The 19903-nt window shown below is 61.4% G+C and carries 16 protein-coding genes; 9 read left to right on the top strand and 7 right to left on the bottom strand.

Translation table 11 applies throughout. From position 1 onward, the window contains the following. Positions 1 to 52 precede the first annotated feature (52 nt). The 6 genes from hutH (IP76_RS09710) to IP76_RS09685 are packed head-to-tail and all read left to right on the top strand — an operon-like array spanning position 53 to position 7409. The gene (gene hutH, locus IP76_RS09710; protein WP_054158005.1) at positions 53 to 1561 is read left to right on the top strand and encodes a histidine ammonia-lyase; all 1509 of its coding nucleotides are present in this window, start codon (positions 53 to 55) and stop codon (positions 1559 to 1561) included. Then, positions 1558 to 2778: an imidazolonepropionase gene (gene hutI, locus IP76_RS09705; RefSeq protein WP_054158004.1), complete on the top strand. Its 1221-nt coding sequence runs from the start codon at positions 1558 to 1560 to the stop codon at positions 2776 to 2778. Before hutH (IP76_RS09710) ends, hutI begins: the two co-directional genes overlap by 4 nt. Next, positions 2775 to 4310 (top strand): histidine ammonia-lyase, encoded by a 1536-nt coding sequence (hutH, locus tag IP76_RS09700; RefSeq protein WP_054158003.1) that lies wholly within the window; start codon positions 2775 to 2777, stop codon positions 4308 to 4310. Before hutI ends, hutH (IP76_RS09700) begins: the two co-directional genes overlap by 4 nt. A 1-nt stretch (position 4311) precedes the next feature. Then, a complete protein-coding gene (hutG, locus tag IP76_RS09695; protein WP_054158002.1) occupies positions 4312 to 5121 on the top strand; it encodes an N-formylglutamate deformylase in 810 nt (269 codons plus the stop codon). A 1-nt stretch (position 5122) separates the two neighbouring features. Further along, positions 5123 to 6808, top strand: a complete 1686-nt coding sequence (gene hutU / locus IP76_RS09690) for a urocanate hydratase (protein ID WP_054158001.1) — start codon at positions 5123 to 5125, stop codon at positions 6806 to 6808. 16 nt (positions 6809 to 6824) lie between these two features. Further along, positions 6825 to 7409, top strand: coding sequence for a HutD family protein (locus IP76_RS09685; RefSeq protein ID WP_156318531.1), 585 nt, complete (start codon positions 6825 to 6827; stop codon positions 7407 to 7409). Between the two features lie 30 nt (positions 7410 to 7439). On the opposite strand, the gene ppsA is transcribed toward IP76_RS09685, so the two are convergent. Then, a complete protein-coding gene (gene ppsA / locus IP76_RS09680; protein WP_054157999.1) occupies positions 7440 to 9818 on the bottom strand; it encodes a phosphoenolpyruvate synthase in 2379 nt (792 codons plus the stop codon). Positions 9819 to 10112: 294 nt separating this feature from the next. Here ppsA and IP76_RS09675 point away from each other — a divergent pair, with 294 nt between their 5' ends. Genes IP76_RS09675 through paoC form a run of 3 tightly spaced genes read left to right on the top strand, consistent with a single transcriptional unit; the run spans position 10113 to position 13844 of the window. Then, on the top strand, positions 10113 to 10694 hold the full coding sequence (locus IP76_RS09675; RefSeq protein WP_054157998.1) for a 2Fe-2S iron-sulfur cluster-binding protein: 582 nt from the start codon (positions 10113 to 10115) through the stop codon (positions 10692 to 10694). After that, entirely contained in the window at positions 10691 to 11635 is a 945-nt protein-coding gene (locus tag IP76_RS09670; protein WP_054157997.1) for a xanthine dehydrogenase family protein subunit M, read from the top strand. Before IP76_RS09675 ends, IP76_RS09670 begins: the two co-directional genes overlap by 4 nt. 4 nt (positions 11636 to 11639) lie before the next feature. Then, positions 11640 to 13844, top strand: coding sequence for an aldehyde oxidoreductase molybdenum-binding subunit PaoC (paoC, locus tag IP76_RS09665; protein WP_054157996.1), 2205 nt, complete (start codon positions 11640 to 11642; stop codon positions 13842 to 13844). A gap of 21 nt (positions 13845 to 13865) precedes the next feature. On the opposite strand, the gene phnN is transcribed toward paoC, so the two are convergent. The 6 genes from phnN to phnD form a co-directional block, all read right to left on the bottom strand. Continuing rightward, complete coding sequence (phnN, locus tag IP76_RS09660; protein ID WP_054157995.1) at positions 13866 to 14462, bottom strand: phosphonate metabolism protein/1,5-bisphosphokinase (PRPP-forming) PhnN; 597 nt, start codon at positions 14460 to 14462, stop codon at positions 13866 to 13868. Further along, positions 14462 to 15598, bottom strand: a complete 1137-nt coding sequence (locus IP76_RS09655; protein WP_054157994.1) for an alpha-D-ribose 1-methylphosphonate 5-triphosphate diphosphatase — start codon at positions 15596 to 15598, stop codon at positions 14462 to 14464. The genes phnN and IP76_RS09655 overlap by 1 nt, the downstream gene beginning before the upstream one ends. A gap of 4 nt (positions 15599 to 15602) precedes the next feature. Next, on the bottom strand, positions 15603 to 16301 hold the full coding sequence (locus IP76_RS09650) for a DUF1045 domain-containing protein (protein ID WP_054157993.1): 699 nt from the start codon (positions 16299 to 16301) through the stop codon (positions 15603 to 15605). A gap of 49 nt (positions 16302 to 16350) precedes the next feature. Continuing rightward, positions 16351 to 17877, bottom strand: a complete 1527-nt coding sequence (gene phnE, locus IP76_RS09645; RefSeq protein WP_054157992.1) for a phosphonate ABC transporter, permease protein PhnE — start codon at positions 17875 to 17877, stop codon at positions 16351 to 16353. 8 nt (positions 17878 to 17885) lie between these two features. Further along, positions 17886 to 18848, bottom strand: coding sequence for a phosphonate ABC transporter, permease protein PhnE (phnE, locus tag IP76_RS09640; RefSeq protein WP_054157991.1), 963 nt, complete (start codon positions 18846 to 18848; stop codon positions 17886 to 17888). A gap of 84 nt (positions 18849 to 18932) precedes the next feature. Beyond that, complete coding sequence (gene phnD, locus IP76_RS09635; RefSeq protein WP_054157990.1) at positions 18933 to 19838, bottom strand: phosphonate ABC transporter substrate-binding protein; 906 nt, start codon at positions 19836 to 19838, stop codon at positions 18933 to 18935. Between the last annotated feature and the right edge of the window lie 65 nt (positions 19839 to 19903).

Genomic DNA, 19903 nt, shown 5'->3' with positions numbered 1-19903 from the left:
CTTGGGACGGAGTGCAACGGGGTGCTCGGTGCAGGTGCGGAGGTGGCGCATCATGGTTGAGCAGATTGTTGTCGACGGACCTCTGACCTGGAGGGATATCGCCTCGATTGGCCAAGGGGCGTCGCTCGCGCTTTCTGAGGCCGCATGGGCGCGTGTTGCGAAGGCACGCGCCATTGTCGATGCTTTGGTAGAGCGCGAGATTCGTGGCTACGGCATCAATACCGGTGTCGGCGCATTGTGCGATGTCATCATCAGCCAGGAAGACCAGCAGGCCCTGTCGCGCAACATCATTCTCAGCCATGCCTGTGGCGTTGGTGAGCCGCTTGGCAAGGCCGAAACGCGCGCCGTGATGGCAGCGCAGATTGCCAATTTTTCCCATGGCTATTCTGGTGTCAGCCCGTCGGTGGTTGAGACGCTTTTGGCGCTTCTCAATGGCGACATGCTGCCGGTCATCCCCTCGAAGGGATCGGTCGGCTATCTCACCCATGCGGCGGCCATCGGCCTCGTGCTGATCGGTGAGGGTGAATGCCGCCATGACGGCGGGTTGATTTCCGGGCCCGAGGCACTCGGCCGGCTTGGCCTGGCGCCGCTTGTCCTGAAGGCCAAGGAAGGCCTCAGTCTCGTCAATGGTACCCCTTGCGCCACCGGTCTTGGCGCCTTGGCAGTATCACGCCTTTCGCATCTGGCCGATTGGGCCGATGCCGCTGCTGCGATGACCTATGAAAACCTTGGCGCGCAGTCTGATCCGTTTGCCGAGATGCCGTTGGCGCTGCGCCACTCACCCGGACTTCAGCAGGTTGGCCGCAACCTACGCCATTGGCTGTCCGGCAGTGCGCTTCTTGCGCAATCGGGCGGCAGCCGCACCCAGGATCCGCTCAGCCTGCGGGCTGTGCCGCAGATCCATGGGGCGGTGCGTGATGCCTTGGCGCATGTTGCGGAGATCGTTGACCGGGAACTGGCGAGCGTCACCGACAACCCCGTGGTCGCCGGTTCGCCAGAGGCGCCCGAAGTGCATTCGCAGGCTCATGCGGTGGGGGCCGCTCTTGGCCTTGCCATTGACAGTCTTGGAACGGCTGCCGCAGAACTTGCGGCGATTTCCGAACGGCGGATCGACCGGCTGGTCAACCCTTTGGTCAGTGGCCTGCCGGCCTTTCTCGCCTCCGGAAGCGGCGTCGCCTCCGGCTTCATGATCATCCAGTATACGGCCTCTGCGCTTGTTGCCGAAAACCGGCGGCTTGCTGCACCCGCCAGCCTCGATGGCGGCATCACCTCGGCCCTGCAGGAGGATATCCTCACCCATGCGACGCCGGCCGCCGACAAGGCGCTGGCGATCATTGGCAACCTGCAGACCATTCTGGCCATTGAAGTGATGGCGGCGGCACAGGCTTATGATTTGCAGGCCGGTTCGGCGGAGAAGGCCTCTCGGACTGCAGCACTTTATGGCAAGGTCCGTGAAGCTGTTCCCTTCTATCGCGACGACCGGCCGCTCAATGTCGAGGTCGCCAAAGTGCGCGCGATGATCGCCGCCATTCCGGCCTCACTTCAGGAGGACGTACGATGAAAACGCTTCTGCGGAATGCGAAGCTGGCGACGATGGCGCAGACCGAGCCCGGCCTCGGCATCATCGAAAACGGGGCAATCCTGATCGAAAATTGCCGGATCGCCTATGTTGGCGATGACGCAGGCATGCCAGAGGTCAAGGGTGCCACGGTGGTGGATTGCGACGGTCGTTGGATCACGCCGGGCCTGATCGACTGCCATACGCATCTCGTCCATGCCGGCAACCGCGCCCGTGAATTCGAGATGCGTCTTGCCGGGGCAACCTATGAGGAAATCGCCCGGGCCGGCGGCGGCATCGTCTCATCGGTGCGGGAGGTTCGTGATGCCAGCGAAGCCGATCTTGTGGCCCAGACCCTGCCGCGCCTCGATGCCTTGATGGCGGAAGGGGTAACGACGGTCGAGGTGAAGTCCGGTTATGGCCTGACGGTTGCGGACGAGCTGAAGATGCTGCGGGCGGCCAGATCTCTGGGTGGGCAGCGTCAGGTCAATCTCACCACCACCTATCTCGGCGCCCATGCGACCCCGGCGGACTACAAGGGCCGCAATGGAGACTTCATTCGCGACGTGGTGCTGCCCGGGCTGGAGGCGGCCCATCGGGAAGGTCTGGTCGATGCGGTCGATGGATTCTGCGAAGGCATCGCCTTTTCGGTTGACGAGATGCGCGTCGTCTTCGATGCGGCAAAGGACCTGGGCCTGCCGGTGAAGCTGCATGCCGATCAGCTCTCCAATCTGCATGGGGCAGCCCTGGCCGCAGACTGCGGCGCTCTTTCCGCCGATCATCTGGAGTATACCGATCAGGAGGGAGCAGCGGCCATGACGCAGGCCGGCACTGTCGCTGTGCTTCTACCAGGCGCCTATTATTTTATCCGGGAAACGAAGAAGCCGCCGGTCGATCTGTTCCGCAAGCATGGGACGAAGATGGCGCTTGCCACCGATTGCAATCCCGGCACCTCGCCGCTGACCTCGCTGCTTTTGACGATGAACATGGGCGCGACGCTGTTTCACCTGACCGTCGAGGAATGCCTCGCCGGTGTCACGCGCGAGGCGGCCCGTGCGCTCGGGCGCCTCGATACGATCGGGACGATCGAGATCGGCAAGCAGGCGGATCTGGCCATCTGGAATATCGAGAGCCCAGCCGAGCTTGTCTATCGCATCGGTTTCAATCCGCTCCACCAACGGATCTGGAACGGGGAATTGACGGGAGGAAACCACGCATGACCATTACGCTCCATCCCGGCCGCGTCTCGCTGGCCGAACTGGCAACCATCTACTGGAACAGCGAAAGCGTCGTGCTCGACCGAAGCTTTGATGTCGGCATCGAACGCGCGGCTGCCCGCATAGCGGAGATCGCCGCCGGCAATGAGGCCGTTTATGGCATCAATACCGGGTTCGGAAAACTTGCCTCGATCAAGATCGATGCGGCCGATACGGCAGTGCTGCAGCGCAATCTGATCCTGTCGCATTGCTGCGGTGTCGGGCAACCACTGCCTGAAAACATTGTCCGGCTCATCATGGCGCTGAAGCTCGTCTCGCTTGGTCGCGGGGCCTCTGGCGTGCGGCTCGAACTGGTGCGTTTGATCGAGGGCATGCTGGAAAAGGGTGTCACCCCACTGATCCCGGAAAAGGGGTCGGTTGGTGCGTCGGGTGATCTTGCGCCGCTGGCTCACATGGCGGCCGTGATGATGGGCGAGGCCGAAGCCTTTTATCAGGGAGAGCGCCTGCCGGGTGGGGTGGCGCTCGAGCGTGCGTGCCTGACCCCTGTCGTGCTGGCTGCCAAGGAAGGGCTGGCGCTGATCAACGGCACGCAGGCCTCGACGGCGCTGGCACTCGCCGGTCTGTTCCGCGCCCATCGTGCAGCGCAGGCGGCGTTGATTACCGGTGCGTTGTCGACCGATGCGGCCATGGGCTCTTCGGCGCCTTTCACTGCCGATATCCACACATTGCGTGGCCACAAGGGCCAGATCGATACGGCGGCTTCCCTTCGCGGGTTGTTGGCGGGGTCGGTGATCCGGGAAAGCCACCTGCAGGGTGATGAGCGCGTTCAGGACCCCTATTGCATCCGCTGCCAGCCGCAGGTTGATGGTGCCTGTCTGGATCTTCTGCGCATGGCCGGCCGAACGCTTGAAATCGAGGCCAATGCGGTCACAGACAATCCGCTGGTGCTCTCCGACAACAGCGTGGTGTCCGGCGGCAATTTCCACGCAGAACCCGTTGCCTTTGCCGCTGACCAAATCGCCATCGCCGTTTGCGAAATCGGTGCGATTGCCCAGCGGCGCGTTGCACTGCTGGTTGACCCGGCGCTGTCTTATGGACTGCCGGCCTTTCTCGCTCGCAAGCCAGGCTTGAATTCCGGCCTGATGATTGCGGAAGTCACCTCTGCGGCGTTGATGAGTGAAAACAAGCAGATGTCGCATCCCGCATCGGTGGATTCGACCCCGACATCGGCCAACCAGGAAGACCATGTGTCCATGGCCTGCCATGGCGCGCGGCGCCTGCTGCAGATGACGGAGAACCTGTTCGGCATCATCGGCATCGAGGCGCTCACCGCGGCGCAAGGCGTCGAGTTCCGTGCCCCGCTTGCCACCAGTCCCGAACTGCAGAAGGCGATCGACACGCTGCGTATGGTGGTGGCGACGCTCGACGAAGATCGCTTCATGGCACCGGACCTCGCAGCGGCGGGTGCCTTGGTGGCGGATGGATCGCTGGTTGCCAGCGTTTCGGCTGGTTTGTTGCCGGGATTGGAGAGCTGAGATGGCGGTCTTCGACGTCACTCAGGGCACCTCGCCCGTCATTCTCGCGTTTCCGCATACCGGCACCGACGTTCCGCCCGAGATTTGGGCGCGTCTCAACGACAACGGTCGAATGCTGGCCGATACCGACTGGCACATCCACCAACTCTATGCCCGCCTCCTGCCGAATGCGACGACCGTGCGTGCCACCTTCCACCGCTATGTCATCGACGCCAATCGTGACCCGACAGGTACCAGTCTCTATCCTGGCCAAAACACGACCGGGCTCGTGCCGCAGACGGATTTTGACGGTCAGGCGATCTGGATGGAAGGTAAAGAGCCTACTGCTGCCGATATCGATGACCGGTTGACGACCTTTCATGCACCGTATCATGCGGCGATCGCGGCCGAGATCGAACGGGTCAAGGCTATCCATGGCGTTGCTGTTCTCTATGATTGCCACTCGATCCGCTCGCTGATCCCCTTCCTGTTTGAGGGAAGGCTTCCCGACTTCAACATCGGCACCGACATGGGCCGCACCTGCGATCCGCTCATCGAGGCCGCCGCAGCGGAGGCTGCACGCGCTGCCGAAGACTATACGTCGGTCGTCAACGGCCGCTTCAAGGGTGGCTGGACCACCCGTCACTACGGACAGCCGCAGACTGGCGTGCATGCCATCCAGATGGAGCTGTCGCAGATCTCGCACCTGACCACCGAAGCGCCGCCCTTTGCCTATGACGAGGAAAAGGCCGGACGGCTGCGAATTCACCTGAACCAGATCCTGGCACGCATCGAAGCCGTTGCGGATCAACTGAAGACCAAGGGGAACTGAGATGACCAACCCACGCCACAACATCCGCGACGTGCGCTCGCCGCGCGGAACCGAGCTCAACGCCAAGAGCTGGATGACCGAAGCGCCCTTGCGCATGCTGATGAACAACCTCGATCCCGATGTCGCGGAAAACCCGCATGAACTGGTGGTCTATGGCGGTATCGGCCGCGCTGCCCGTACCTGGGAGGATTTCGACCGGATCGTCGCGACGCTGAAGACGCTCACCGAGGAGGAAACCCTCGTTGTGCAATCCGGCAAGCCGGTCGGTGTGTTCCGCACGCACAAGGACGCGCCGCGTGTCCTGATCGCCAATTCCAACCTCGTGCCGCATTGGGCGACCTGGGACCATTTCAACGAACTGGATAAAAAAGGTCTCGCCATGTACGGCCAGATGACCGCCGGTTCGTGGATCTATATCGGCACGCAGGGCATTGTGCAGGGCACCTATGAGACCTTCGTGGAAGCCGGCCGCCAGCATTACGGCGGCAATCTGAAGGGGAAGTGGATTCTGACCGGTGGCCTCGGCGGCATGGGTGGCGCCCAGCCGCTGGCTGCCGTCATGGCAGGCGCCTGCTGCCTGGCGGTTGAAAGCGACGAAACCCGCATCGATTTCCGCCTGCGTACCCGTTACGTCGATGAAAAGGCGAAGACGCTGGACGAAGCGCTTGAAATGATCGACCGCTGGACAAAGGCCGGTGAAGCCAAATCCGTCGGCCTGCTCGGCAATGCTGCCGAGATCTTCCCGGAGCTGGTCAAGCGCATGCAGGCCGGCGGTCCGCGCCCCGACATCGTCACAGACCAGACCTCGGCCCATGATCCGCTCAATGGCTACCTGCCGATCGGCTGGACGGTTGCCGAACACAAGGCCAAGCGCGAAAGTGATCCGAAGACCGTCGAGATTGCGGCGCGCGCTTCGATGAAGGCGCATGTTGAAGCCATGGTCGCCTTCTGGGATGCCGGCGTTCCGACGCTCGACTACGGCAATAATATCCGCCAGGTGGCGAAGGAAGAGGGTCTTGAAAATGCCTTCGCCTTCCCCGGCTTCGTGCCGGCCTATATCCGCCCGCTGTTTTGTCGCGGCATCGGCCCGTTCCGCTGGGCGGCCCTGTCGGGCGATCCGGAGGATATCTACAAGACGGACGCCAAGGTGAAGGAACTGACGCCCGGCAACACGCATCTGCATAACTGGCTGGACATGGCGCGTGAGCGCATCGCCTTCCAGGGCCTGCCGGCGCGCATCTGCTGGGTGGGGCTCGGCGATCGCCATCGCCTGGCGCTTGCCTTCAACGAAATGGTCAAGAGTGGTGAGCTCAGTGCGCCTGTGGTCATCGGCCGTGACCATCTGGATTCGGGTTCTGTTGCCTCGCCGAACCGCGAGACGGAAGCGATGAAGGACGGATCGGACGCCGTGTCCGACTGGCCGCTGCTGAACGCCCTTCTCAACACGGCCTCGGGTGCCACCTGGGTGTCGCTGCATCACGGCGGCGGCGTCGGCATGGGCTTTTCCCAGCATTCGGGCGTGGTCATTTGCGCCGATGGGTCGGATGATGCGGCCAAGCGGCTTGAGCGCGTGTTGTGGAACGACCCGGCGACTGGCGTCATGCGCCATGCCGATGCCGGCTACGAGATCGCACTCGACTGCGCCAAGGAAAAGGGCCTTCGTTTGCCGGGCATTCTCGGCAACTGAGCGATAGGAGCGGGCCGTGACGATCAGGTTGCAGCGCTTCGGTGACCATCGGGTGATGCCATGGAAGAACGGTCTCGGGGTTACCCGCGAGGTGATTGCTCATCCGTCAGGCTCAGATGCGTCCGATTTTCTCTGGCGCATCAGCCTCGCCACGGTAAACGGGTCTGGTCCGTTCTCTCCCTTTCCCGGCATTGACCGCACGATTGCGGTCATGGCGGGGGAGGGAATGCGCCTGACGGTCGACGGTGTCGTGCGGACACCGCTGACTACAGACACGGACCCCTTTTCCTTTTCGGGAGATGCTGTCGTGCAGGCCGATAGCCTCGGTGGCGAGACGCTGGATCTGAACGTGATGACCCGAAGGGGGCTCTGGCGGCACACCATGCAGCGTTTGTCCTTGCCGGAAAAGCAGCTTAACATCGACAGTGATGCCGCCGCTCTCGTCTTTTCCGGACGCGTCGAGGTTAAGGCTGGTGGATGCGCCCATTCGGTCGATAAGGGTGATGTCCTGCTCGGCTTGGCACCGGGCGATCAGATCACCCTTGCCGCCGCTGAACCCACGGCAAGGGCATTTTTCATTCAGCTTCATACGGCCCACTGACGCCGACAGGATCTGTTTTAGGCTGGAACTTCAGCTCTTCTCGGCTTCCGCCACCTTGTGCTTCACAGCGATGAAGCTGTCCGGCGTTACCGAGATACTGTCTATTCCGGCCTCAACGAGGAAGCGGGCAAAATCCGGGTGATCGCTTGGGGCCTGGCCGCAGAGGCCGATCTTGGCGCCCGCCTTATTGGCTTCCCGGATGACGGTGCTGATCATCCATTTGACCGCCTCGTCCTCTTCGTCGAAAAGGTCGGCGAGATCGCCTGAATCGCGGTCTACCCCCAGCGTCAACTGTGTGAGGTCGTTGGAGCCTATTGAGAAACCGTCGAAATGTCGGGCGAACTGGCCGGCCAGGATGACATTTGAGGGGATCTCGCACATCACATAGATCTGCAAGCCGTCCTCGCCACGGCGCAGGCCGTTTTCGGCCATCACGGCCGTGACCTTTTCCGCCTCGCCGATCGAGCGGCAAAATGGGATCATCACGATCACGTTCGAGAAACCCATCTCGTTGCGCAATTTGCGGATTGCCCGGCATTCCAGCGCAAAGCCTTCCCGGTAGCGCGGCGAGTAATAGCGCGAGGCGCCGCGGAAACCGATCATCGGGTTTTCTTCGTCCGGCTCGAACTCGGTGCCGCCGATCAGACCGGCATATTCATTGGTCTTGAAGTCGCTCATCCGCACGATCACGGGCTTGGGATGTACGGTCGCCGCGATCCGGGCGAGGCCTTCGGCCAGCTGGTCGACAAAGTACTGGGTCTTGTCCTCGTAGCCTTTGGTTAAGGTCCAGATCTCGGTCTTGGCAGCTTCGTCCTTCAAGCGGTCGTAATGCACCAGCGCCATGGGGTGGATCCGCACGGCATTGCTGATGACGAATTCCATACGGGCAAGGCCGACGCCGTCCGCCGGAAGCTTCCACCAGCGGAAGGCGGCGCCCGGATTGCCGAGGTTCAGCATGATCTTGGTCCGGGTCTCCGGGATTGCGTCGACATCGAGTGTCTCGACGTCGAAATCCGCGATACCCTCATAGACCATACCTTCGTCGCCTTCGGCGCAGGAGACAGTCACGTCCTGGCCAGTGTGCAGCAGATGTGTCGCGTCTCCTGTCCCGACGATGGCCGGCAGGCCAAGCTCGCGGCTGACAATGGCGGCATGGGAGGTGCGCCCGCCGTGATCAGTGACAATGGCTGCTGCACGCTTCATGATCGGCACCCAGTCCGGATCGGTGGTCGAGGTTACGAGCACGGAGCCATCAACAAACTGGCCGATATCCTTCGCGGATTCGATCAGGCAGACCTGACCGGTAACGATGCTGTCGCCGATCGACAGCCCTTTGACCAATGTCTTGCCGCGATTGCGGATTTGGTAGGAACTGAACGTCGCACTCTTGCGGTTTGACTGTACGGTCTCCGGGCGTGCCTGCACGATGTAAAGCCGTCCCGTCTCGCCGTCGCGAGCCCATTCCATATCCATCGCACAGCCGTAATGCTGCTCAATGGTTGCTGCCCAGCGGGCGAGGGTCAGGATCTCTTCATCCTTCAGCACCAATGCTTCTCGCTCGGCCCGCGATGTCGGCACATTGCGCGTCGGCTGGTCGCTGCCGCCATAGATCATCTTGATCGCCTTGGCGCCGCGCTTGCGGGCTATGATCGGGCGAAGGCCGGGATCGGACAGGAGCGGCTTGAACACCTGATACTCATCCGGATCGACGGCGCCCTGAACGACGTTTTCGCCCAGGCCCCAGGCTGCATTGATCAGCACGACCTTGTCGAAACCGGTCTCGGTGTCGATCGAGAACATCACGCCCGAGCCGCCAATGTCGGAACGAACCATTTGCTGTACGCCGACCGACAGCGCGACCTTCATATGGTCAAAGCCCCTTGTCTGGCGGTAGGAGATGGCGCGATCGGTGAAGAGGGAGGCGTAGCAACGGCGGCAGGCATCCAGGAGGGATTCTTCTCCCGTGATGTTGAGGAAGGTCTCCTGCTGGCCGGCAAAACTCGCATCGGGCAGGTCTTCGGCTGTCGCGCTGGATCGTACGGCGACACTGACATCGGCATGGCCGGCGCGGGTCGAAAGCGTTCGGTACGCTTCGACGATGGCCCGGGCCGTCGGCTCCGGCCAGGTGCCGCGCAGGAAGAGTTTGCGCATCGCCTCACCCGTCTCGGGGAGGCTTGCCTTGCCGCCTGTCCAATCGGCAAGCAGGGCGGTCATCGCGCTGCGGATGCCGTTTTCATCGACATAATTCCAATAGGCTTCTGAGGTGGTCGCAAAGCCCGGCGGCACATGCACGCCCTTGCTTTCCAAGGTTTGGATCATTTCGCCCAGTGAGGAATTCTTTCCCCCGACGCGTGCGACATCCACGCGAAGGAGATCTTCGAACCACATGACCGGCATATTGTCTCGCATGATGCTTTCCTCCGCTATTAAACGCCTTGCAGGCGCCGTTGAAGTGATACTACCTGAGGGCGAAATGGGCGCCTTGATCGGTATCAATCAGTGCCATGGCACGAGGCGACGTCTGCCTCTCGTCGGCAATAGCTGGAAAGTTGGTCCCTGATGGACCTCTTGGCTTCGTTGTGCGTTCACAGTCGATGTCGGAAATGCCGGCGTGACGGTTCTCGCCACGCGTAGTCTTCCGGCAATGCACGGCGCGACAGTTCGTTTGCGCGTCTCCCCGTTTCTCCAGCCAGTGGAGCCGGCATGCACAGCCTCGGCCAAGCCAATCTCTCATCACCGCACTCTAAGCCGGCTCAAGAGGCCGCTCTCGGTCATCGATCGAGAGTCGCCTTTACGGTCAATGGCCAGACGGTCGACATAGTGGTCGACAATCGCATGACGCTGCTCGATGCCCTGCGAGAAACGTTGAAACTCACGGGTACAAAGAAAGGCTGTGATCACGGTCAGTGTGGCGCCTGCACGGTTCTTGTGGAGGGAAGGCGGATCAATGCCTGCCTGTCTTTGGTTGTGATGCATGAGGGCGATGCAGTGACCACCATCGAGGGTCTTGGTGAGCCCGGCGGCTTGCATTCGATGCAAGATGCCTTTCTTCGCCATGACGGGTTTCAGTGCGGCTATTGCACGCCTGGCCAAATCTGTTCGGCCGTTGCCGTGCTGGAGGAGATCAAGGCTGGCATTCCGAGCCATGTGACAGGAGATCTCGAAGCGCCTGTCGTTTTCAATGTCGACGAGTTGCGCGAACGGATGAGCGGCAATCTCTGTCGCTGCGGGGCCTACTCCAACATCATGGATGCGATCCTTGAGGTTGCGGGAGAGCGGGCATGAGAGCGTTCACCTTTGAAAAGCCGGCCTCGGTCGAGGCCGCGGTCAAAATGGTTGCCGGAAATCCGCAGGCACGCTTCATCGCGGGCGGAACGAACCTTCTTGACCTGATGAAACTGGAGATCGAAACGCCGACGCATCTGGTTGATGTCAACGGGCTCGACTTGGATCGCATCGAGACGACGGACCAAGGTGGCCTGCGCATCGGAGCATTGGTGCGTAACACCGACCTCGCCGCAGATGATCGTGTGCGGCGCGACTATCCGCTCCTCTCTCGTGCGCTGTTGGCTGGCGCGTCCGGCCAGTTGCGCAACAAGGCGACGACGGCGGGCAACCTCCTGCAGCGCACGCGCTGCCCCTATTTCTATGACCCGAACCAGCCCTGCAACAAGCGCAACCCGGGCAGCGGTTGCTCCGCGCTTGGCGGTTTCAGCCGTCAGCATGCTGTGGTCGGAACGAGCGAGCACTGCATCGCCACGCATCCGAGCGACATGGCCATAGCCATGCGTGCGCTGGATGCGGTGGTCGAGACGGTAAAATCGGATGGAACCCGGCGGTCTATTCCGATCGCCGAATTCCACCTCCTGCCAGGCGATACGCCTGATGTCGAGACTGCTTTGGAGCAGGGTGAGTTCATCACGGCCGTCGTGCTTCCAGCACCGATCGGTGGCCGACAGATCTATCATAAGGTCCGCGACCGGGCCTCCTATGCCTTTGCTCTGGTGTCCGTCGGTGCCGTGATCGGTGATGACGGCATGCAGCGATATGCCATCGGCGGCGTGGCGCACAAACCGTGGCGGGTTGAGGAAGCGGAGGCGCTGGAAGGTCCCAAGGCCCTTTCTGCAGCCTTGATGGCCGATGCTCGCCCCACCGATCAAAACCGATACAAGCTGGATCTCGTTGAGCGAATGCTCGCGTCCATCCTCGCAGAAGCGAAGGGTTGAGCCCATGAAGTTCGACAAGCCTGAGACCACCAATCCGATCGACAGCCTCAAGGTTGTCGGCAAGCCGCATCTGCGTATCGATGGCCCGTTGAAGGTCAGCGGCCAAGCTCCCTATGCCTATGAGCACGCAGTTATCGGCAGCGATGTCGCCTATGGTTACCCCGTCTGCGCTGCGATCGCCAAGGGACGGATCCGCTCGATCGATGCTACTGCTGCACGCGCCGCGCCAGGCGTGCTCGCTGTGGTGACGACCATCGAGTTCGGCGAGGCGCGCAAGGGCGAGAACAACACTGCCCATCTCTTCGGCGGGAACAGGATCGAGCACTACCATCAGGCGATCGCCGTCGTCGTTGCCGAGAGTTTTGAGCAGGCACGGTCTGCGGCTGCCTTGGTCGAAGTGGATTACGATGAAGCGGAAGGATCGTTTGATCTTGATGCGGCAAAAGGTTCGGCTACCTCTCCGGACCCAGAGTCTGAAAATGCCGATACGGCCGTGGGCAATTTCGACGTGGCTTTCAACTCGGCTGAGGTGACGCTCGATGCGCGCTATGAGACGCCCGATCAGAGCCATGCGATGATGGAGCCGCATGCTTCGATTGCCAGGTGGGATGGCGATCAGCTAACGGTCTGGACATCGAGCCAGATGATCGACTGGTGGCACACCGATCTCGCCATCGTGCTTGATATGGACAAGGAGAAGATCCGTCTGAAGTCGCCCTATATTGGAGGCGGTTTCGGCGGCAAATTGTTTCTGCGCGTGGATGCAGTGCTTGCGGCGGTCGGCGCGAAGGCCGCAGGCCGTGCCGTCAAGCTGACGCTGCCCCGCCCGATGATCATGAACAATACCACGCATCGTCCAGCCACGATCCAGCGCATCCGGATCGGAGCGGAATCAACCGGCAAGATCACGGCGATCGCGCATGAGAGCTGGTCCGGCAATCTCCCGGATGGAGATCTGGAAACGGCAGTCATGCAGACGCGTCTGCTTTATGCGGGTCAAAACCGGATGACCGCAATGCGGCTTGCACAGCTCGACCTTGCCGAAGGCAATGCGATGCGGGCTCCCGGCGAGGCCCCCGGCCTGATGGCTCTGGAGATCGCCATGGATGAAATGGCGGAGAAACTCGGCCTGGATCCTGTCGAGTTCCGCATCATCAACGACACACAGGTCGATCCGGAAAACCCTGAACGACCCTTCAGCAAACGCGACCTGATCGGCTGCCTCCAACGCGGTGCCGAACGCTTCGGCTGGAGCGACCGAAGCGCCAAACCTGGTGTCCGGCGGGAAGGGCGCTATCTGATCGGACATGGCGTGGCTGCAGCTTTCCGCAACAATCTGCTCGTGCCGTCGGCTGCACTCGTCAGGCTGGAGCCCAGCGGGCGTCTTGTCGTCGAAACCGACATGACCGATATCGGCACCGGCAGCTATACGATCCTTGCGCAGACTGCGGCGGAGATGTTTGGTGTCGAGATCGGCGCGGTCGACGTTCGGCTGGGAGATTCCCAGTTTCCAATATCGGCTGGCTCCGGCGGGCAGTTCGGCGCCAACTGTTCTACGTCAGGGGTTTATGCCGCCTGCGTCAAGCTGCGAGACGCCATTGCACAGCGGCTCGGGTTCAACTCCGCCGATATCACGTTCGAAGGCGGCTTCGTGCGTTCCGGCGACAGATCGATCCCGCTCGCTGAGGCCGCGGGTCCCGAAGGTTTGGCAGGCGAAGATGGCATTGAATGGGGCGATCTTGCCAAGACGCATCAGCAGTCGACCTTCGGCGCGCACTTCGTCGAGGTGGCTGTCGACGCATTCACGGGTGAAAGCCGGGTTCGTCGGATGCTCGCCGTTTGTGCGGCCGGGCGCATCCTGAACCCGATCACGGCGCGTAGCCAGGTGATTGGCGCCATGACCATGGGCATTGGCGGTGCCCTGTCAGAGGAGCTGGTAGTCGACACCAAGCGAGGTTTCTTTGTGAACCACGACCTCGCCGGTTACGAAGTGCCCGTCCATGCGGATGTCCCGCATCAGGAGGTGATCTTCCTCGATGAAACCGATGCGATGTCATCACCGATGAAGGCGAAAGGAGTCGGCGAGCTCGGGCTGTGCGGTGTTTCGGCGGCTATCGCCAATGCAATCTATAACGCCACCGGGGTTCGCGTTCGCGACTATCCGATCACGCTCGACAAGGTGATTGGCGGTCTGCCGAAGGTTGCGTGAGGTCTGAACGGCCTTTGCCTGTCACGCCGTGACGTGAATGAGGTCATTGATCACTTTAATCAAGCTGGCAGCGGCGACGGACAAGTCGCCGCTGTTGTCGATGGTAATCGTGCCTGGGCCATCGGGCAGGATGTCCGGGGTGCGGCGCAGTCGGGCTTCGATTTCCTCTGCGCTTTCCCGTCCACGGGCCGCGAGACGTGCGGCGAGGATTTCCGGACGGGCAGAGACGTTGATGACGAGCAGTTTCGGAAACCGATCCGCAAACTGGTCGAGCGCAGACCGGGAGCCGTTGGCGATGACGATCCGCCCTTTGGCGAGATCTTCCATCACATCCACAGGGATGCCGTAGCACAGGCCATGCGCTTCCCAGTCAATGGCGAAAGCGCCTGCGGCTTTCATTCTCTCGAATTCGTCATGCGAGGCCGGGCGGTGGTCTTCGCCGATGCCGTCTGCGGCCCGCGTGATCACGCGCTGTACGAAGCGAACCTTGTCGGTATTCGAGAAGTGCCGTCTGGCTTCAGCCATAAGGCTGTCCTTGCCGACGCCACTGGGGCCCACGACAACGATGATTGTGCCGCCGTCTGCGAATGTGTTCACCGCTGCCAGAGGCTCCTGCATCAGGCTACCCTTTGCCCGGCTCGCCAGACGGAGCGGACGACCGGAACGCCCTCCGTGCGGCGGACGCGAACCAGATCGGCACGCAGGCCGGTTTCGATCCGGCCGCGGTCATCGAGGCCGACGGTCCGTGCCGGAGTAGATGTGACCATGGCGAGCGCTTTCGACAGGGTGATCGTGTCGATTTCGTCGGCGAGTACGAAAGCGGCATGGAGGAGACTCAAGGGCACGTAGTCCGAGGAGAGGACGTCCAGCACGCCGCGTTCGGCCAAATCGCGCGCCGCGATGTTTCCGGAATGAGACTTGCCGCGCACAACATTCGGCGCGCCCATCAGCACGCTCATGCCTGATTTGTGCGAGGCTTCGGCCGCCTCAAGGCTGGTTGGAAATTCGGCCAGTTTCACGCCATGGCCTTTGGCTTCCTCGACATGGGCAAGGGTCGCATCGTCATGGCTGGCGACCGTGATGCCGCGTGCGGCACAGGCCATGGCGAGCGCATCGCGATGAGACGCGGAGAAGCGGGCAGACAGCGCCAGGCGACTTTCAACGAAGCGGGCGAACTGCTCATCGGTCAGGCCGCGCTTTGTCTTGTAGTAGAGGGTGTACTGGTCCATCGTCTGGAACTGGCGCTGGCCCGGTGAATGGTCCATCAGCGATACAAGCCGCACATGGGGATCGTTCTCGAAATCGGCAAAGTGCTCGAGAACATTGTCGGAGGCGACTTCGCAGCGCAGGTGGATCAGGTGTTTTGCGCGCAGTCGGTCGTCGCGTTCTGCTGCCTGGATGGCATCGGCCATCTCGCGCATTTCACCCTTATCAAATCCGCCGTCCTCGTCCGACCCCATGCGCAGGCAGTCGAAGACCGTCGTGATGCCTGATGTCACGATCTGGGCGTCGTGTGCCTGGATGGCGGATGTCATGTGCCAGCGCACGCCGGGGCGCGGAGAGTAGTGGGACTCGAGGTGGTCCGTATGCAATTCGACGAGACCTGGGATCAGGTAGTCGCCGCCGAAATCCTCGCCCTCGCTGCTGTGGCCTTCGCCGAGATCAACGATCACGCCGTCGCGGATAACGACGCTGCCTTCGAGGACACGGTCTTCAAGGACGATACGGGCATTGGAAAAGATCTGTTCGGACATCGGATTAGCCGTTTGTTGGGGCAGCAAGCGCCTGCCAGGAATGGACTTGGAAAGGGGCACCACGCTCGGGCTCGACGAAGAGGGCTAGCCCGTCAATGCGGAGCGCGCGGTTGGTGAAGGCCGAGAAATGCGTTTCGAGTGCTTCTGCCATGACGGGGGCACGGTCATCCGGAACGGGGCCGCTCAGCGTCATGTGGAAGCGGAAGTCATCGAAGACATAGGGATAACCCCAGGTCGTCAGATGTTGGCGTTGGCTGCCCGTCAGGCGTTCAGGTTTGCGGCGGGCCATATCGTCTGCGGACAGCGGCGCGCGGAAAGGCTCGAACGCTTCCACGACGGATGCGGCAAAATCCTGCAGCGGGCCATGGGTCTCTGCAGGCACGATGGCGAAGAAGGGACCGATGCGGCTGATCATGACGCCTGGAATGTCGAAGGCCTGCCGCGCGGTGCAAAAGCTGCGAAGCGCGTCGAGAAGATCGGCTTCTTCCATCTCATCCTTGAGATGAAAAGGGGCCTTCAGGGTCGCATGAAAACCATACCGGCGCGGATCTGCGGTCAGTTCGGCGAGTTGCGGTCGCTCGAAGCCAGAGGCGAGCGTCTGTGGGAGCGCCTCACCGGAAAAGGCGTCGCGGCCAAGCCATTCCGCTGCAGCACAGGTCAGCGGATGGTCTTCGGACGGAGTGAAATAGATCGCGTAACGCAAGGTATTGCTTTCAGAGGGTGTGAACGGGTGGTGTCGCCGCCCGTTAGAATCAGTGCCTGTTCTTGCCGATCAGACGCGAGCGCAAGCTATTGGATATGGCGTCGAAAATGAACACCACGAGAAGAATGAGAAGGACCATGTAAGCAACGTTTTCCCAGTCGGAATTGGTGCGCATGGCTTCCCAGAGTTTCAGGCCGATGCCGCCGGCGCCGACGGCGCCGATGATCGTTGCCGAGCGGGTGTTGCTTTCCCAGAAATAGAGCGCCTGTGAGGCAAAGACCGGCATGACCTGCGGCATTACGCCGTAGCGCTGCACGGCGGCCGGCGGCGCACCGACCGATTTCACGCCCTCGCGCTGCTTGTCGTCGATGTTCTCCAGCGCCTCGGAATAAAGTTTCCCCAGCGTCCCGGTGTCGGTGAAGAAGATAGCCGAGATACCGGCAAGCGGTCCGGGGCCGAAGGCACGGGTGAAGAACAGGGCCCAGATCAGCATGTCGACCGAGCGCAGGAAGTCGAAGAAGCGCTTGGTAACCTGGTTTACCGGGCGGTTTTGCATGATGTTGCGCGCGGCGATGAAGGAGAGCGGAAATGCGACGAGCATGGCGAGCAGCGTGCCGACAAAGGCCATGACAATGGTCTGCAGCAACTTGGTCCAGACATCGAGATGCTGCCAGGACGCGTTGTAAAGAATGTTGTTCCAGGCGAGCGCAAGGTTGCTCATCTTCGGATCAATCCGGTCCGCAGACGTCACTTTCTGCCAGACTTCGCCGACCGAGAGATCGAAGAAGGGAGAATCGGTGTCGAAGACGAAATTCTCCCAGCCAAAGAAGCGCTTGCGGATGCGCACGCGTTCCGATGACACGTCGATCCATCCCGCCGTTCCGAAATAGGCGATGACGCGGCCACCCGGATTGCGCTGTTCGACCCAATCGGGGCTCGCGCCATCGATCGTGACTGTGTCTGCCTGAGGGGCAAGCGTGAGGGTGACGGTTTCTGTGCCGCGGATGAGGTTGACGGTGTTGTTGCCAATCTCGACACGTGCGCTTCCACCGAGCGTCACATCCGCTTCGGCGATTACTTCTTCCGTCACAGGCTGTGTCGACGGCATTTGCTCAGCCACGGCGGACGGAGCGGTCTGCTGTGCCGGGGATGGCATGAAGCTGAAGGCAGAACTCGGCTTGGGTGGGGCCGAAAGCGCGTCCGTCGGCTGTGCTGCGGCTGCGGGCGCAGCGCTTCGTGTGATGGTCTGGCGCTTTGTCTCGATCCAGTCGGGCTTGGGATTGGGGCCGATCGGGTCGAAACGGGGATAGGTGATCGTCAGGGCACCGTCACGATCGATGTGGAATTCGGGACGGATTTCATAAGAGACCCAGTCCGCCAGATAGTTGCCGGCGATGCCCCAATTCGCCTGAGAGAGCGTCTTGCCGATGGCAAAGAACCACCAGCAGAAGAGAAAGTAGAGCGCGAGGATACCGATCGTGATCGGGGCCCTGTATCTCTGCCACAAGGAACGCTCCAGGACATGCGGATAGCGTTCGGCGAGACGGTTCAGCTCGGCAGTGTTCATCATGGACATCCTGGATCTCATGTTACCGACTGGAAGGCCTGCTCGCCGACGAGCTTGCGGCGGAGGGATGCGGAAAGCTGGTCGATGGCGATGACAGTCGTCAGCAGGAGAAGGATGATCGCCAGCGTCTTGGCTTCATGCCCCTGGCCGATGGACAGGCGGAGCAACTCGCCGATGCCACCGCCGCCAACCGCGCCGATGATCGTCGAGGCACGAACGTTGATTTCGAAACGCAGCAGAGCGTAGCTGAGGAAATTCGGCATGACCTGCGGTGTGATGCCGAACCAGACGCGTTCGAACCAGTTGGCACCGACGGCGCGCAGGCCTTCGTCCGGTCGCATGTCGGCATTCTCGATCACCTCGAAGAAGAGCTTGCCAAGCGCGCCGACCGTATGAACCGTGACGGCGATGATGGCGGGGATTGGTCCGAGTGACAGGATGGCGAGGAAGAAGCCGGCAATAACGACTTCCGGAAAGGCGCGGAGGATTTCCATGTAGCGGCGAATCGGCCAGCGGATCCAGGCGGCCGGCATCATGTTCTTTGCGGCGAGGAAGGAGAGCGCAAAACCGATGATCGTTGCGACGACGGTGGACAGCAGCGCGATGTTGATCGTTTCGGCCATCTTGTGGAAATATTCCGGAATGTAGAGGCTCTCGGTGATGTAGAGCCGGCCCTCCGGATAGTTGAATTTCATGCTGCCATCGGCATGGGGCGAAGCGAGATCGAACAGCGCGCGCCAGATCTCCCAGCCGTCTTGTGGCACCAGATCGCCAATAAAATCGAAGAAATATGGCAGGCGGTCAAAGAACTTGCCGGAATTGGTTTCGTTGGCGAACCAGAGCGAGCCGGAGATGGCAAAGAACAGGATGAGCAGGCTGAGCCCGGTATACATCCGCCGCTTGGCCGCCAGTTCCTGCCAGTGGCGCTCGACGGTGGCGCCGCTTTCGCTCAAGGGTGGCTGTGTCGCCGTCATGGCCATTGCCGCTCGTCCTTCTGACCCTTTGTCATCAAAGCAAGGCCGCCGGTCGGGAACCGACCGACGGCCTTGTTTTCGAGGCTGCTATCAGCCGCCGATTGTTGCCTTGCGGGCGTCGATGATCGGCTTGTAGAAGTCGACGTTGACTTCGGTGAAGCCCTTGAAGTCACCGCCCTGGATGGCCGAGAAGCAGGCGGCATCCGTCTTTGGCAGGTCCAGCATGAACTGCTTGAACTTGGTCTTCATGTCGTCGTTCATCGACGTGCGGATAACGATCGGGCCGTTCGGGATCAGCGGCGACTTCCACAGTTCGACGAGGTCTTCCATGTTGAGGATGCCCTTGTCGACCATCTTTCTCAGGTTGCCGGAGGTGTAACCGTCCTTGAATTCACCAACGCCGGAGCCGAAGGTCGTGCCGGCATCGAAAGTGCCCTTCAGCACTTCGAGGACGAGGTTTTCGTGGCCGCCGCCGAAGCCGGTTTCGGCAACGAATTCCTTCACCGGGCCGCCAATGGCTTCCGGCAGGGTCACAGTCGGGATCAGGTAGCCAGAGGTCGAGTCCGGGTCTGCGAAGCCGAGCTTCTTGCCCTTGATGTCTTCGACCTTGGTCATGCCGCTGTCTTTGCGGGCAACCATGATCGAGTAGTAGCCCATCGAGCCATCGGTCTGGACGGTGGTGAGGATTGGTTCGACGGCATCTGCCTTGGCGAGATAGATCTTGGCAAAGCCCGAGGCGCCAAGTTCTGCATAGTCGAGCGTACCGCCCAGCAGGCCCTGGATAACACCGTCATAGTCGGCGGCCGGGAACAGCGAAACCTTCTCAACGCCGAGAACGGCCGGAAGCTTGTCGGTCATGCACTGGTAGTTGCGCAGGCGGTCGGCTTCGTTTTCGCCGCCGAGGATGCCGATGCGGAATTCCTTGAGGTCTTCGGCCTGGGCGCTGACGGCGAGAGCGGCGAATGTCGCCGTGGCAAGCAGGATCTTCTTCAACATGGCTCGGGTCTCCCGTTCGAAAGGGTTGGGTTTCAGCTGTCTTGAATGGCGCCCTTGTCGCAGGG

The organism is Rhizobium sp. AAP43, assembly GCF_001296045.1.
Lineage (GTDB): Bacteria > Pseudomonadota > Alphaproteobacteria > Rhizobiales > Rhizobiaceae > Allorhizobium.
This window is presented reverse-complemented; position numbering and strand designations above follow the sequence as displayed.